Raw genomic sequence first — 14,020 nt, 5'->3', positions numbered from 1 at the left:
TGGGAGGCTTCACCAGCGAGGGGGCGGCGGCGCCGTCAGGGCGTCCGCGAGGCGCGACAGGCGGTCCCGCAGGCGCCGGCGCCCCCGGCGGGACGGCAGCGGGTTCTCCCCGGCCGCCGCGCTCACCAGGTGCTGCACGGTGTCCAGGTCGAGTTCGGCGCCCTCCGGCACGATCAGCCGCTCATGGGACATCGCCGTCAGCTCGCCCTCACCGGTGCCGAGCACCAGCACCGTCGCGCCCGCCCGCCGCGCGTCGTACACCCGCTCCAGCAGCGGCGCCCCCGGCCCGGTACGCGGTCCCGGCACCTGCCCCGGTGCGTCCGGGCACGGCGCCGCCGACGGAGCCACCACCAGCAGGGTCTCCCCGCGCCGCGCCGCCGCCAGCCGGCCGAGCCCGACCGCCAGATGCGCCGGGTCCGAGGCGCGCGCGTCGTGCCGTACCAGGGTCGGCGCCAGCTCGGGCGTCCCCGACCACGCGGCCTCGTCCACGAGATGCGCCGCCAGATGCCACGGCTCGTACTCCCGCGTCCCGACCAGCAGCAGCCCGCCGCCGTGCGCCACCGCCGACGTCCGCAGCGTCCCGGCGAACCGCCGCGTCGCCCCCAACCACTCGGTCCCGGCGAGCACTTCCCGCAGCAACGCGACCCGTACGGCATCCATGGGGCCGCATCCTGCCCCAGCGGCCCCCGCACCGCCCGCCGTTCCCCCCGAATTCGCCCGACCCGGGGTCATCCGCCCGCACACCTGCCCGACCCCGCCCCACCGCCCTCGCCCGCCCCGGACCCCACGGCGGACGTAGAGTCGGCGCATGACCTCTAGCGACAGCGCACAGCAGTCCGCCGGGACCCCCGCCAAGGCACCGGCCAAGGACCCCTGGGACCTCCCCGACGTCTCCGGGCTCGTCGTCGGTGTGCTCGGCGGCACCGGACCGCAGGGCAAGGGCCTCGCGTACCGGCTCGCCCTGGCCGGCCAGAAGGTGATCATCGGCTCCCGCGCCGCCGAACGCGCGCAGGCCGCCGCCGAGGAGCTCGGACACGGCGTCGAGGGCGCCGACAACGCCGAGACCGCCCGGCGCAGCGACATCGTGATCGTCGCCGTGCCGTGGGACGGCCACGGCAAGACGCTGGAGTCCCTGCGAGAGGAACTGACCGGCAAGCTCGTCGTCGACTGCGTCAACCCGCTCGGCTTCGACAAGAAGGGCGCCTACGCCCTCAAGCCCGAGGAGGGCAGCGCCGCCGAGCAGGCCGCCGCCCTGCTCCCGGACTCCCGGGTCACCGCCGCCTTCCACCACCTGTCGGCCGTCCTGCTCCAGGACCCGGAGATCGACAGCATCGACACCGATGTGATGGTCCTCGGCGAGGAGCGGGCCGACGTCGAGATCGTCCAGGCGCTCGCGGGCCGTATCGCCGGGATGCGGGGCGTCTTCGCGGGGCGGCTGCGCAACGCCCACCAGGTGGAGTCCCTGGTCGCCAACCTGATCTCGGTGAACCGCCGCTACAAGGCGCACGCCGGGCTCCGCGTCACGGACGTATGAGGCAATGGGGGACACTGGGCACAGCAGTGTCCCCCGACCAGGAGCCGACCCCATGCCCCGCCTCGCCTACTACACCCTCGTCGTCTGCGTGCTCTCCGTGGCCGCGGCGGTCGTCTCCTTCGTCCAGGGCAGCTGGCTCGGGATCGTGTGGATCCTGCTGGCGGGACTGTCGTCCAACATGACCTGGTACTACGTGAAGCGCGCCCGGGACGCCCGGCGGGACTCCGTCACCGGATGACCTGGCACAGCTCGTTCCCGTCCCGCCAGAAGCGGAACAGGTCGTAGCCGCAGTAGGTGTCGACATCGCCGATGCCCAGGGCGCGCAGCACGGCGTCGACTATGTCGAAGAACACGCCGTTGACCTCGGGCACCCACAGCAGCGCGAAGACGAACAGCAGGCCGAACGGGGCGAACGGCTCCACCTGGCGCCGGACGTCCCGCGACAGCCAGGGCTCGATCACGCCGTAGCCGTCCAGGCCCGGCACCGGCAGGAAGTTCAGGATCGCCGCCGTCACCTGGAGCAGGGCGAGGAACGCCAGCGCGTACCGGAAGTCCCGCGGGACGCCGTCGAGCGCGCCCAGCCAGAACGGGGCCGTGCACACGACGGCGAACAGCACGTTCGTCAGCGGTCCGGCCGCCGAGATCAGGCTGTGCCGCCAGCGGCCCCTGATCCGCCCGCGCTCGATGAACACCGCGCCGCCCGGCAGACCGATACCGCCCATGATCACGAAGACGACCGGCAGGACGATGCTCAGCAGCGCGTGCGTGTACTTCAGCGGGTTCAGCGTGAGGTAGCCCTTCGCGCCGACCGAGATGTCACCGCTGTGCAGCGCGGTGCGCGCGTGCGCGTACTCGTGCAGGCACAGCGACACGATCCAGGCGGCCGTCACGAACAGGAACACCGCGAGGCCCGGCTGCTCCGCGAACCCGGTCCAGGTGGCCCACCCCGTCACCGCGGTGACCGCGACGATCCCGAGGAACACGGGGCTGATCCGCCGTTCGCTGTGGCGGCTGAGGGCGGTGGTCATGAGGCTCCCTGGATCGTCGTGCGCGCGGACCCGCGCGTCGGCCCGCCCGACCGTACCGGTCGTACGCGGAAAACGTCTCGCGGTGGGGCGGTGGTTCCAGGGAGGCTGGACCCCGGCCCCCGCACCCCGGGGCCGCCACGCCTCGTCCGACGGCCCCGTGACCGGCCCCCAGCCCACCAGAGACAATGGACCCCGTGCGCTACCGCATCCTCGGCACCACCCAGGCACTCCGCCCCGACGGCAGCGCCGTCCCGCTCGGCGGGGCCCGGCTGCGGGCCCTGCTCACCGTGCTCGCGCTGCGCCCCGGCCGGACCGTGCCCGTGGGCCTCCTGGTCGACGAGGTGTGGGGCGCCGAACCGCCCGCCGACGCCACCGGGGCGCTCCAGGCCCTCGTGGGCCGGCTGCGGCGGGCCCTGGGCGCCGACGCCGTACGGTCCGAGGACGGCGGATACCGGCTCGCCGCGGCGCCCGACGACGTCGACCTGCACCGGTTCGAACGGCTCACCGGCGAGGGCCTGCGCGCCCTCGCCGACGACGACCCCGCCAAGGCGGCCGGCGTCCTCGACGACGCCCTCGCCCTGTGGCAGGGCCCCGCCCTCGCCGACCTGCCCGACCGCACCGCCGAGACGGCCCGCGTACAGACACGGCACCTCGACGCGCTGCGCGCCCGGCACACGGCGGCCCTCGCCCTCGGCCGCGCCGAGCAGGCGCTGCCCGAGCTGACCGCCCTGTGCGACGCCCACCCCCTGGACGAACCCCTCCAGGCGCTGCGGCTGCGCGCCCTGCGCGACACGGGCCGCCCCGCCGAGGCCCTGGCCGCCTACGACGACGTACGCCGGCTGCTGTCCACCCGTCTCGGCTCCGACCCCGGACCCGAACTGCGCGCCCTGCACGCCGAGTTGCTGCGCCCCGGACCGGACGCACGGCCCGCCGCGCCGCGCCCCGCCGACGCCCCCCGCCCGCAGACCGCCCCGGCCGGCAACCTGAGGGCCCGGCTCACCTCCTTCGTCGGCCGCGAACCCGACATCGCGGCCATCCGCGGGGACCTGGCCGGCGCCCGGCTCGTCACCCTGCTCGGTCCCGGCGGTGCCGGGAAGACCCGGCTGTCCCAGGAGGCCGCGGAGAGCGTGCGCGACGCCGTCCCGGACGGCGTGTGGCTGGCCGAACTCGCGCCGGTCGACGACCCCCGGGCCGTCCCCGAGGCCGTCCTCACCGCGCTCGGCGCCCGCGAGACCGTCCTGTACGGCGCCGGCGCCGAGGCCATGCGCGCCGGCACCGAACGGCACGACGACCCCCTCGACCGGCTCTCCGAGTACTGCGCCCCCCGCCGCATGCTGCTCATCCTCGACAACTGCGAGCACGTCGTCGACGCCGCCGCCCGCCTCGTGGAACGGCTGCTGGAACGCTGCCCCGGACTGACGGTGCTCGCCACCAGCCGTGAACCCCTCGGCGTCCCCGGCGAGTTGCTGCGCCCCGTCGAACCGCTGCCCGAGCCGTTCGCGCTGCGCCTGCTCGCCGACCGGGGCGCCGCCGCGCATCCCGGCTTCCGTGTCGAGGCCGACGAGGAGACCGCCGCGGCCTGCGCCGAGATCTGCCGGCGCCTGGACGGCCTGCCCCTCGCGATCGAACTCGCCGCCGCCCGGCTGCGGATGCTCACCCCCCGCCAGATCGCCGACCGGCTCGACGACCGCTTCCGGCTGCTGACGTCGGGCAGCCGCACGGTGCTGCCCCGCCAGCAGACCCTGCGGGCCGTCGTCGACTGGTCCTGGGAGCTGCTGGACGACGACGAACGCGAGGTGCTGGGCCGTCTGTCGGTCTTCGCGGGCGGCTGCGACCTCGCCGCCGCCGAGGCCGTGTGCGGGCCCATGGCCCTGGAGGCGCTCGGCTCCCTCGTCGACAAGTCCCTCGTGGTGGCGTCCGCCGCGGACGACGGGGAGATGCGCTACCGGCTGCTGGAGACCGTCGCCGAGTACGCCGCCGAACGGCTCGACGAGACCGGCCGGCGGGCCGAGGCCGAACGCGCGCACCTGACGTACTTCCGGGAGCTCGCCCGCACCACCGAGCCGTCGCTGCGCGGCCGCGGCCAGCTCGCCGCCATCGCCCTGCTGGAGCGCGAGAGCGAGAACATCCGCGCCGCCCTCCACCACGCGGTCGCCGCGCGGGACGAACAGGAGGCGCTGTGCCTGGTGCTGGCCATGGCCTGGTACTGGCAGATGCGCGACCTGCGGATCGTCGCCCGCACCTGGTCGCGCGAGGTGCAGGACCTCGGGCCCGACCCGTTCACCGAACCGGTGCGCCGCGCCGAGCCCCTGTGGGAGCGCTGCGTCGACACCCCGCCGCCCTGGAGGGACCAGGTCCGCGACGAGGCCCGGCGCGAGGTGCACCTGATCCACCTCGCCTGCATGGACACCGAACTGGACGCCTGGCAGACCCCCGAGGCGCAGGCCAAGCTGCGGATCATCGCCGAGACCTACGAGCCGGGTTCCCCGCAGGTCTGCCGCTCCCCGGGCTCCCTGTGGTTCTTCGCCGTCATGCTCACCGGCGACATGGACCGTCTGCGGACCGTCGTCGACGCCACGGTCCGCACCTGCCGTGCACGCCCCGACTACCGGTGGGACCTCGCCGTCGGTCTCCAGCTGCGGGCCAACCTGCTCGCCAACCGCACCGACTGGGCGGGCGACGCCATCACCGACGCCGACGAGGCCCTGGAGATCTTCGAGGACATCGGCGACCTGTGGGGGACCGCCGAGGCGTACTCGGCGCGGGCCGAGGCCCATGAGCGCCAGGGCGCCTACCTGCGGGCCGCCGCCGACTACGAGGTGGGCATCGACCACGCCGAGCGGCTCGGCGCCCACGCCCAGGTCGGCGTGCTCAAGGCCCGGCTCGGCAGCGCCCTGATCGAGGCGGGGCAGGGGGAGCGGGGGGAGAGTCTGCTGCGCCGGGTCATCGACGAGGGCAGCGGGCCGAGCGAGCACGCCATGCCGTTCGCCCGGCTCATCCTGGCCGGGTGGCTCGGCCTGACCGGCCGGACCTCCGAGGCCCGGGAGGAACTCCGTCTGCTGCGCGAGGAGTTCAAGATCGCCCACTTCATCGTCTTCGACGCGTTCATCCTCGGTGCCGAAGCCCTGCTGGACGCCCTCGAGGGGCGGACCGAGGAGGCCCTGGAGACGGTCAGGAAGGCGCTGGAACGTGCCGAGGACCCGCTCGCCCTGGCCATCGCGCCCCAGTTGCGGGCCGCCTACCTGACCACCGCCGCGCTCGCCCTGGCCGGCGCCGACGGCGGCCGCCGGGCCGGGGACGCCGCCCGCTGCCTCGGCGCCGCCGACCGGCTCCAGCCGGACCGGCACGTCCCGAGCCGCCAGGAGCGGGAGGTGCGGCGCTGGGCGGAGACGGGCGCCCGGGCCGTGCTCGGCGCCGCCGCCTACGAGGAGGCGTACGCCGAGGGCGGCGGCCCTCCCCGCAGGAGGCCGCCGCCCTCGTGTGACGTGTTCCGCCGCCGGCGTCAGGTCTTGGTGCGGAACTTGTGGATCGCGACCGGCGCCATCACGGCCGTGATGAGCGCCGACCAGCCGAGCGTCACCCACAGGTCGTGGGCGACCGGCCCGCCCACCATCAGCCCCCGCGCCGCGTCGGCCAGCGTGGACAGCGGGTTGTAGTCGGTGAACGCCTGGAGCCAGCCCGGCATCGACGTCGTCGGCGCGAAGATCGACGAGCCGAACTGGAGCGGGAACAGCACCAGGAAGCCCATCGCCTGCACGGACTGCGCGCTCTTCATCACCACGCCCAGGGTGAGGAACACCCACATGATGGACGAGGCGAACACGGTGGACAGGGCGACCGCCGCGAACAGGCCGGGCCAGTGATGGATCTCGAAGCCGACCAGGACCGCGACGACCATCAGCACGGCCGTCGCGAACAGCATCCGCAGCAGCTCCACGGAGATCTTCGCGAACAGCACCGAGCCGCGCCCGATCGGCAGCGACCGGAAGCGGTCCATGACACCGGAGTTGAAGTCCTGGCTGAACCCGGTGCCGACGCCCTGCGACAGCGTCATGCTCATCATCGCGATCATGCCGGGGATGACGTACTGGACGTACTGGTCCTGCCCGCCGCCCAGGGCCTGCCCGATCGAGCCGCCGAAGACGAACACGAACAGCAGGGTGAAGATGACCGGCATCAGCAGCGCGTCGGCCATCGACTCGGGGTCCTGGCGGATCCACAGCAGGTTGCGGCGGACGAGCGCGCCGGTGTGCCGCAGATGCCCGCGCAGCGGGATCCGCGCGTCGTCCTTGGCGGGGGCGTCGGTCAGGGTGGCGGCGCTCATACGGCGACCTCCTCGCGGTCGTCGGCGGGCACGGTGTCCTGGGGCGCACTGGCGCGGTGGCCGGTGAGCGAGAGGAACACCTCGTCCAGGCTGGGCAGTTCGGTGGTGATGGAGGCGAGGGTGACCCCGCGCGCGGTGACGGCGCCGACGATCGCGGTCAGCTGCTCGTCGCTGAGGACGGGGACGAGCAGGGTGCCCGCCTCGGCGTCCACGGTGGTGCTGGCGAGCCCGGTGATGCCGAGCTCGTCCAGATACCCGGCCAGCGGCCCCAGTTCGAGGGCGTCGGTGGGGCGGATCCGCAGCGTGCGGCCGCCGACCTTCGCCTTGAGCTCGTCGATGCCGCCGCCCGCGATGACCTTGCCCCGGTCCACGACCGTCAGCTCCGAGGCGAGCTGCTCGGCCTCCTCCATGTACTGGGTGGTGAGCAGGACGGTCACCCCGTCCCCGACCATCGCCTTGACCTCGTCCCACACCTCGTTGCGGGTGCGCGGGTCCAGGCCGGTCGTCGGCTCGTCGAGGAACAGCACGGCCGGCCGGCCGATCATGGAGGCGGCCAGGTCGAGCCGGCGGCGCATACCGCCCGAGTAGGTGGAGGCGGGCCGCTTGGCGGCCTCCGTCAGGGAGAAGCGCTCCAGGAGCTCGTCGGCGCGCCTGCGGGCCTCCTTGCGGGGCAGGTCCAGCAGCCGTCCGATCATGTACAGGTTCTCCCAGCCGGGGAGCTTCTCGTCCACGGAGGCGTACTGCCCGGTCAGGCCGATGACCCGGCGCAGCTGCCGGGGCTGCCGTACGACGTCGTAGCCGGCGACGACGGCCTCCCCGGCGTCCGGGGTCAGCAGTGTGGACAGGATGCGGACGAGGGTCGTCTTGCCGGCGCCGTTCGGCCCCAGCACGCCCATGACGGTGCCCTCGCGGACCTCCAGGTCCACACCGTCCAGTGCCTTGGTCTCGCCGTAGTGCTTGACCATCCCCCGTACGGAGACGGCGCCGCTCGCGCCGCCCGGCGTGTTGTCGTTTCGCGTCATGGCACCGACAGTGACAGACCCCACCGACAAACCGCCGACAGCCCGCCTACACCCCGCCCGCCGTCCTGTCGGCGGCCCCGGCCCCGCTCAGGAGACCGGCGCGCCGACCTCGACGCGCGCCGCGACCGGCAGGTGGTCGCTCCCCGTCCTGGGCAGCGTCCACGAGCTCGACGGCTCGACGCCCTTGACCATGATCTGGTCGATCCGGGCCATCGGGAACCGGGCCGGCCAGCTGAACCCCATCCCGGTGCCGGACGCGCCCTGCGTGGAGCGCATCTGGGCGGTGACCGCGTTGAGCGCGCGGTCGTTCATCGTGCCGTTCAGATCGCCGAGCAGGACGATCCTGTCGAGCCGCTCGCCGGCGATGGCCTCGCCCAGCGCGTCGGCGCTCTTGTCGCGCTGCCGGGCGGTGAACCCGGCCTCCATCTTCACGCGCACCGACGGCAGATGGGCGACGTACACGGCGACCTCGCCGGACGGCGTGTCCACCACCCCGCGCATGGCCCGGGTCCAGCCCAGCTGGATGTCGACCGGCCGCACCCCGCTCAGCGGGTACCGGCTCCACAGCCCGACCGTGCCCTGCACCGAGTGGTACCGGTACGTCGTGGCGAGCGCCTTCTCGTACGTCGGCACCGCCGAGGCCGTCAGCTCCTCCAGGGCGACCACGTCGGCGCCGGACGCGGCGACGTCCCGGGCGGTGCCGGACGGGTCGGGGTTCTCGGCGTTGACGTTGTGCGTGGCGACCGTCAGATCGCCGCCGGCGCCGGTCTTGTCGGTGAGCTGGCCGCCGAAGAGGTTCAGCCAGACGACCGACGGGACCAGCACGGCGATCAGCGCGGTCGCCGACCGGCGCACGACGCCCAGCACGAGCAGCAGCGGGACGAACACGCCGAGCCAGGGCAGGAACGTCTCGGTGAGACTGCCGAGGTTCCCGATCGCGTTGGGGATCTGCGCGTGCAGCACCATGACCAGGGCCAGCGCGAGCGCGAAGACGGCCGGCACCAGCCCGCGGCGCCAGACGCCCGGGTCGCGCCACCAGCCGGAGGCCACGCGGTGCGTCAGACGCCGGAGCGCGGGCCTGCGGCGTTCGGGCCCCGGGCCGCCGTTGTCCGTCTCCGTCACGTACGCCTGTTGCGCCATACCGTCGCCTCACTACCTGCCGTGCAACACCGTCGTCCCCCCGCGCCCAGAGAAAACCCTAGGGGATGATCGGCTCCGTTCCCGCCGTCCTGAAGACGGCCGTACGGGGGCGAGGACGTGGAAGCGGGCCCGGGCAGTTCCGCTTCGCCGGGAGGAATGCGCGTTCTGTGACGGAACGCGCATACGCGCTTATGCGACGGGCGGGTTGACGGGCCGTAGGCCGTTGAGCGCGGCGTCGGCCATCTGTTCGGCGAGGCCCTCGGGGAGGTCGGCGTCCGGGCGCATCACGGCCCGCACCAGCATCGGGCCGAACACCATGTCGTTCATCACGTCGATCCCGAGGTCGGCGCGCAGCTCGCCGGTCTCCTGGCCGCGCCGCAGGATCGCGTGCTGCCTGCGGCGGCGCGGCTCGATGACGTTCGCCTGGTAGGCGTGCCAGATCTTCGGGCTGCTCTTCATCTGGGCGATGACGTTGTGCAGCAGCACCGACGAGCGGGTCATCAGGCCGCGCTGCCGGGTCTGTTCGAGCAGGGCCACCACGTCGTCGCGCACGGAGGTGCCGGGCAGTTCGGGGTCCGGCGGCTCGGCGGCCCGCACGATGTCGACGAACAGCTCCTCCTTGCCGCTCCAGCGCCGGTAGATGGCGGCCTTGCCGACGCCGGCGGTGCGCGCGATCCGCTCGATGGACAGCTCCGCGAGGGGAACGCCGTCCTCCAGGAGCTTCAGCACGCCCTCGGTGATGGCCCGCTCCACGGCCTCGCTGCGCGGCCGGCCCCGGGTGGGGCCGTCCTGCCGGGGACGACTGTCGGCGAGGCTCACTGGGTCGCTCCTTTCCGTGGGCGCTGTGCCGATTCTCCCCCCGGTGCGGACGCCGCCGGAACGACGGCGTCCGCGTGTGCGCGCTATTCGGACGCCACGAGCTCCTTCTCCTCCTCGCCCTCGCGCGGGCCGGCGGTCCGTCCGGGCAGGAACAGGGCCACGACGACCGCGCCGAGCACGGCGATGCCCGCTCCCCACAGGGCGGTGACGTGCATGGCGTGCAGGAACGCGTCGTGGGCCGGGCCGACGAGGGCCTCCCCGCGCGGGCCGAGCTTCTCGGCGACCCCGAGGGTGGCCTCGATGGACTCGCCGGCGGTGTGCCGTACGCCCTCGGGGAGCGCGGTGAGCTTGTCCTCGACGCCGCCCCGGTAGGCGGTGGAGAGCACCGAGCCGAGCACGGCGATGCCGAGGGCGCCGCCGACCTGCCGGAACGTGTTGCTGAGCGCCGAGGCGGAACCGGCCTTCTCGCGCGGCAGGGCCTGCATGATGACGACGCTGATGGGCGTCATGATGTGCGCCATCGCGGCACCCATCAGGAAGAAGATGACCTCCAGGATCCAGATCGGGGTGTCCGCCTCGAACGTGGCGAAGGAGGCCAGCGTGGCGGCGATGAGGACCATGGCGCCGGTGGTGGTGGCCCGGTTGCCGAACCGGTCGACGAGGAGCCGGGCCCGCGGGGCGAAGATCATCTGCGCGGCGGCGAGCGGCAGCATCAGCAGACCGGTCTCCAGCGGCGAGTAGCCGCGCACGCTCTGGGTGTAGAAGACGGAGAAGAACGTCACGCCCATGAGGGCGAAGAAGACCAGCGCGATGACGCCGATCGCGGCCGAGAAGACCTTGTTGCGGAAGTACCCGATGTCGATCGACGGGTGGTCGCTGCGCTTCTCGAAGATCACGAACGCGGCGAGCACCACGAGGCCGGCGCCGATCGTCGCCAGGACCGCCGGGTCGGTGAAGTCGGCGAGCTGGCCGCCCTTGATGATGCCGTAGACCAGCAGGACCAGGCCGACCACGGAGAGCACCACACCGATGGGGTCGATGCGGCCGGGCCGCGGGTCGCGCGAGTCCGGGACGAGCCACAGCATCAGCGCGAGCGCGAGCAGCACGATCGGCACGTTGATCAGGAAGACCGAGCCCCACCAGAAGTGGTCGAGGAGCAGTCCGCCGGTGATCGGCCCGATGGCGATGGCGAGGCCGACGCCGCCGGCCCAGATGCCGATGGCCTTGGGCTGCTCGTCCCGCTCGAAGACGTTCATCAGGACCGCGAGCGTGGCCGGCATGACGAACGCGGCGCCGAGGCCCATGACGGCGCGGAAGGCGATCAGCTCGCCCGGCGAGCCGGAGAACGCGGCGAGCGCCGAGCCGATGCCGAACACGGCGAGCCCGCCGAGCAGCACCTTCTTGCGGCCGAGCCGGTCCCCGAGGATGCCCGCGCTGAACAGCAGCCCGGCGAAGACGAGCGTGTAGGCGTTGATCGCCCACTCCAGCTCGCTCTGCGTGGCGCCGAGGCCGGTCGGCGCGGGCGTCGAGATGGTCTTGATGGCGACGTTGAGGATGGAGTTGTCCAGCACGACGATCAGGAGGCTGAGCATCAGCACACCGAGGATCGCCCAGCGGCGCCGGTGCACCGCCTCCGGTATGCGGGTGGCTGGGGCGGGAGAAGTCATGGTGCCGACCGTACCGTCTTAACGATACGGGTCCGTCTCGTATCGTAAGTTCTTACCGGAACCTTACGTCACGAAACGGCCACGGGCACAGGGCGGAACTCACATACCGCGGTCTGGCCCCGCCCGGCACGAAGTGCCACCATGGACCTGATCCGGGGACGCCGTCAGGGCGCCTCGAGATGACATGAAGGAGCCGTTGCCATGACGCAGCTCTCGGCTGCCCAGACGCCTCAGGCGAAGCCCTCCGACGCCGGGAAGGCGCTGTACGGAGGCAAGAGCACCCGCCGCATCACCGTCCGCGACATCGCCCTCGCCAAGGAGCGCGGCGAGAAGTGGCCCATGCTCACCGCGTACGACGCGATGACCGCGTCCGTGTTCGACGAGGCCGGCATCCCGGTGATGCTCGTCGGCGACTCCGCGGGCAACTGCCACCTCGGCTACGAGACCACCGTGCCCGTCACCCTCGACGAGATGACCATGCTGTCGGCGGCCGTCGTCCGGGGCACCTCGCGCGCCCTGATCGTCGGCGACCTGCCCTTCGGCTCCTACCAGGAGGGCCCGGTGCAGGCGCTGCGCTCGGCGACCCGGCTGGTCAAGGAGGCCGGCGTCGGCGCGGTCAAGCTGGAGGGCGGCGAGCGCTCGCACCGCCAGATCGAGCTGCTCGTCGAGTCCGGCATCCCCGTGATGGCGCACATCGGCCTGACCCCGCAGTCCGTCAACGCCATGGGCTACCGCGTCCAGGGCCGCGGCGAGGAGGCCGCCGCGCAGCTCCTGCGGGACGCCAAGGCCGTCCAGGACGCCGGCGCCTTCGCGGTCGTCCTGGAGCTGGTGCCGGCCGAGCTGGCCGCCGAGGTCACCCGCGTCCTGCACATCCCGACCGTCGGCATCGGCGCCGGCCCCGAGACCGACGCCCAGGTCCTCGTGTGGACCGACATGATGGGCCTGACCGGCGGCCGCGTACCGAAGTTCGTCCAGCAGTACGCCGACCTGCGCCGGGTCATGGGCGACGCTGCCAAGGCGTTCGCCGAGGACGTCGTCGGCGGGACCTTCCCGAGCGAGGCGCACTCCGTCCACTGACGGCCCGCCCCCGAACCACTGCGGCACCAGCGCCCCGCCGATCTTCCCCCGTCGGCGGGGCGCTCTCCGTGCCCGGACCCTCAGGGCCGGGGCTTCGCGCCCCGTTCGCGCAGCATGTCGGCCATCAGGTCGATCTCCGCCTGCTGCCCGTTGACCATGGTCCGCGCCAGCCTCTTCTCCACGCCGACCGCGCACTTGTCCAGACAGCCCTCGGCCATGTGGATGCCGCCCTTGTGATGGGCGGTCATCAACTGCAGGAAGAACACCTCCGCCTGCTTGCCGTTCAGCGTGCCGAGCTTCTTCATCTCCGCGTTCGTCGCCATGCCCGGCATCAACGAGCCCTCCCCGGCGGAGGGCGCGTCGCCCATGCCCATCCAGGTCATCGGGGGGTCCGCCGACACCTTCGGCAGCTCCCACAGGTCCAGCCAGCCCATCAGCATGCCGCGCTGGTTGGCCTGCGTCTGCGCGATGTCGTACGCGAGCCGGCGCACGTCCTCGTCGTCCGTGCGGTCGCGCACGATGTACGCCATCTCGACGGCCTGCTGGTGGTGCACGGCCATGTCCCGCGCGAACCCGGCGTCCGCCGAGCCCGCGTCCGGGACGGTGTCCCCGGAGCCGTCCCCGGCGGCCGCGTACGTGAGCGCGCCGGCGGCGACGAGGACGGCCGCCGCGGTCCCCGCCATCCAGCCGATGTGCGGCCTCACTCCGGCAGACCGCCCGTGCAGGCCGCGCCCGGCTCGGGCGTCTGCTTGCCCTGGACGTAGGTCTCGAAGAACTTCCCGACGTCCGGGTCGTCCGCGCTCTTCACCGTGCGCTGGTGCCCCCACGCGCTCAGCATGATCGGGTCCTTCTGCTTCTCGTCCGGGCTCATCAGCGTGTACGGCGTCTGCTTCACCTTCGCCGCCAGCGCGTCCACGTCGGACTTCGCCGCCTTCGACGTGTACGTCACCCACACCGCGCCGTGCTCCAGCGAGTGCACGGCGTTCTCCCGCCGCAGCTCCTTGGTGTAGACGTCGCCGTTGCAGTTCATCCAGGCGCGATGGTGGTTGCCGCCGACCGGGGGCTCCATCGGGTACTTCACGCTCGTCTCGACGTGCGTGCTGGCCAGCTTGCCCTTCCAGGTGTTCACGCCGTCGTCGCCGGCGACGAACTTCCCGGAGGTCTTGTCGGGCTTCGCGGCCTCGTCGTCGCCGCCCTGGGAGCGGACGAGGACGACCCCGCCGACGACCAGCGCGGCGACGATCACCGCGGAGACGCTGATCGTGATGACACGGCCGCGGCGCTCGCGGGCCCGCTCGGCCCGCCGCATCTCCTCTATCCGCGCCTTGCGCTCGGCGCTGTTCCTGTTCTTGGCGGAGCCCATGAGGTCATGTCCTTCGGCGAAAGGGGCGGTCGGGTCCGCTGATCGT

12 protein-coding genes and 1 pseudogene are annotated in these 14,020 nt (G+C 73.1%); 4 read left to right on the top strand and 9 right to left on the bottom strand.

The features are described 5' to 3' along the window. Nucleotides 1-9: 9 nt before the first annotated feature. On the bottom strand, nt 10-660 hold the full coding sequence (locus F8R89_RS10485) for a hypothetical protein (protein ID WP_151783720.1): 651 nt from the start codon (nt 658-660) through the stop codon (nt 10-12). Nucleotides 661-808: 148 nt separating this feature from the next. Between F8R89_RS10485 and npdG the strand changes: the two genes are divergently transcribed. Continuing rightward, complete coding sequence (gene npdG, locus F8R89_RS10480; protein ID WP_151783719.1) at nt 809-1,534, top strand: NADPH-dependent F420 reductase; 726 nt, start codon at nt 809-811, stop codon at nt 1,532-1,534. A 52-nt stretch (nt 1,535-1,586) separates the two neighbouring features. After that, nucleotides 1,587-1,772, top strand: coding sequence for a hypothetical protein (locus tag F8R89_RS10475; RefSeq protein ID WP_151783718.1), 186 nt, complete (start codon nt 1,587-1,589; stop codon nt 1,770-1,772). Here the strand turns inward: F8R89_RS10475 and F8R89_RS10470 are convergent. Beyond that, a complete protein-coding gene (locus F8R89_RS10470) occupies nt 1,762-2,562 on the bottom strand; it encodes a site-2 protease family protein (protein ID WP_151783717.1) in 801 nt (266 codons plus the stop codon). The genes F8R89_RS10475 and F8R89_RS10470 overlap by 11 nt on opposite strands. Nucleotides 2,563-2,747: 185 nt before the next feature. Between F8R89_RS10470 and F8R89_RS10465 the strand changes: the two are divergent. Then, nucleotides 2,748-6,046: pseudogene (locus F8R89_RS10465) on the top strand (BTAD domain-containing putative transcriptional regulator). Between the two features lie 18 nt (nt 6,047-6,064). On the opposite strand, the gene F8R89_RS10460 reads toward F8R89_RS10465, so the two are convergent. The 5 genes from F8R89_RS10460 to F8R89_RS10440 all read right to left on the bottom strand — a co-directional run bounded on the left by F8R89_RS10460 (nt 6,065) and on the right by F8R89_RS10440 (nt 11,534). Next, nucleotides 6,065-6,886, bottom strand: coding sequence for an ABC transporter permease (locus tag F8R89_RS10460; protein ID WP_151783716.1), 822 nt, complete (start codon nt 6,884-6,886; stop codon nt 6,065-6,067). Continuing rightward, entirely contained in the window at nt 6,883-7,908 is a 1,026-nt protein-coding gene (locus F8R89_RS10455) for an ATP-binding cassette domain-containing protein (protein ID WP_151783715.1), read from the bottom strand. The genes F8R89_RS10460 and F8R89_RS10455 overlap by 4 nt, the downstream gene beginning before the upstream one ends. A gap of 87 nt (nt 7,909-7,995) precedes the next feature. Then, the gene (locus tag F8R89_RS10450) at nt 7,996-9,048 is read right to left on the bottom strand and encodes an endonuclease/exonuclease/phosphatase family protein (protein WP_151783714.1); all 1,053 of its coding nucleotides are present in this window, start codon (nt 9,046-9,048) and stop codon (nt 7,996-7,998) included. A gap of 189 nt (nt 9,049-9,237) precedes the next feature. Continuing rightward, nucleotides 9,238-9,867 (bottom strand): TetR/AcrR family transcriptional regulator, encoded by a 630-nt coding sequence (locus F8R89_RS10445; protein WP_151783713.1) that lies wholly within the window; start codon nt 9,865-9,867, stop codon nt 9,238-9,240. An 83-nt stretch (nt 9,868-9,950) separates the two neighbouring features. Continuing rightward, nucleotides 9,951-11,534: an MFS transporter gene (locus tag F8R89_RS10440; RefSeq protein ID WP_151783712.1), complete on the bottom strand. Its 1,584-nt coding sequence runs from the start codon at nt 11,532-11,534 to the stop codon at nt 9,951-9,953. Between the two features lie 201 nt (nt 11,535-11,735). Here F8R89_RS10440 and panB point away from each other — a divergent pair, with 201 nt between their 5' ends. Next, a complete protein-coding gene (panB, locus tag F8R89_RS10435) occupies nt 11,736-12,611 on the top strand; it encodes a 3-methyl-2-oxobutanoate hydroxymethyltransferase (protein ID WP_086867132.1) in 876 nt (291 codons plus the stop codon). A gap of 80 nt (nt 12,612-12,691) precedes the next feature. Here the strand turns inward: panB and F8R89_RS10430 are convergent, their stop codons facing one another. Beyond that, the gene (locus F8R89_RS10430; protein WP_151783711.1) at nt 12,692-13,294 is read right to left on the bottom strand and encodes a DUF305 domain-containing protein; all 603 of its coding nucleotides are present in this window, start codon (nt 13,292-13,294) and stop codon (nt 12,692-12,694) included. Between the two features lie 17 nt (nt 13,295-13,311). Further along, on the bottom strand, nt 13,312-13,974 hold the full coding sequence (locus F8R89_RS10425) for a DUF3105 domain-containing protein (RefSeq protein WP_151783710.1): 663 nt from the start codon (nt 13,972-13,974) through the stop codon (nt 13,312-13,314). Nucleotides 13,975-14,020: the final 46 nt, after the last annotated feature.

This window comes from Streptomyces sp. SS1-1 (assembly GCF_008973465.1).
Taxonomy (GTDB): Bacteria; Actinomycetota; Actinomycetes; order Streptomycetales; family Streptomycetaceae; genus Streptomyces.
Note: the sequence above shows the minus strand (reverse complement) of the source record. Positions and strands in the feature narration are given on the sequence as shown.

Excerpts from the sequence above, each read along its gene's own strand:
- F8R89_RS10475 (WP_151783718.1), top strand. The coding sequence starts at position 1,587 with ATGCCCCGCCTCGCCTACTACACCCTCGTCGTCTGCGTGCTCTCCGTG.
- F8R89_RS10450 (WP_151783714.1), bottom strand. The coding sequence starts at position 9,048 with ATGGCGCAACAGGCGTACGTGACGGAGACGGACAACGGCGGCCCGGGG.
- F8R89_RS10470 (WP_151783717.1), bottom strand. The coding sequence starts at position 2,562 with ATGACCACCGCCCTCAGCCGCCACAGCGAACGGCGGATCAGCCCCGTG.
- panB (WP_086867132.1), top strand. The coding sequence starts at position 11,736 with ATGACGCAGCTCTCGGCTGCCCAGACGCCTCAGGCGAAGCCCTCCGAC.
- F8R89_RS10485 (WP_151783720.1), bottom strand. The coding sequence starts at position 660 with ATGGATGCCGTACGGGTCGCGTTGCTGCGGGAAGTGCTCGCCGGGACC.
- F8R89_RS10440 (WP_151783712.1), bottom strand. The coding sequence starts at position 11,534 with ATGACTTCTCCCGCCCCAGCCACCCGCATACCGGAGGCGGTGCACCGG.
- F8R89_RS10455 (WP_151783715.1), bottom strand. The coding sequence starts at position 7,908 with ATGACGCGAAACGACAACACGCCGGGCGGCGCGAGCGGCGCCGTCTCC.
- F8R89_RS10430 (WP_151783711.1), bottom strand. The coding sequence starts at position 13,294 with ATGGCGGGGACCGCGGCGGCCGTCCTCGTCGCCGCCGGCGCGCTCACG.
- F8R89_RS10460 (WP_151783716.1), bottom strand. The coding sequence starts at position 6,886 with ATGAGCGCCGCCACCCTGACCGACGCCCCCGCCAAGGACGACGCGCGG.
- npdG (WP_151783719.1), top strand. The coding sequence starts at position 809 with ATGACCTCTAGCGACAGCGCACAGCAGTCCGCCGGGACCCCCGCCAAG.
- F8R89_RS10425 (WP_151783710.1), bottom strand. The coding sequence starts at position 13,974 with ATGGGCTCCGCCAAGAACAGGAACAGCGCCGAGCGCAAGGCGCGGATA.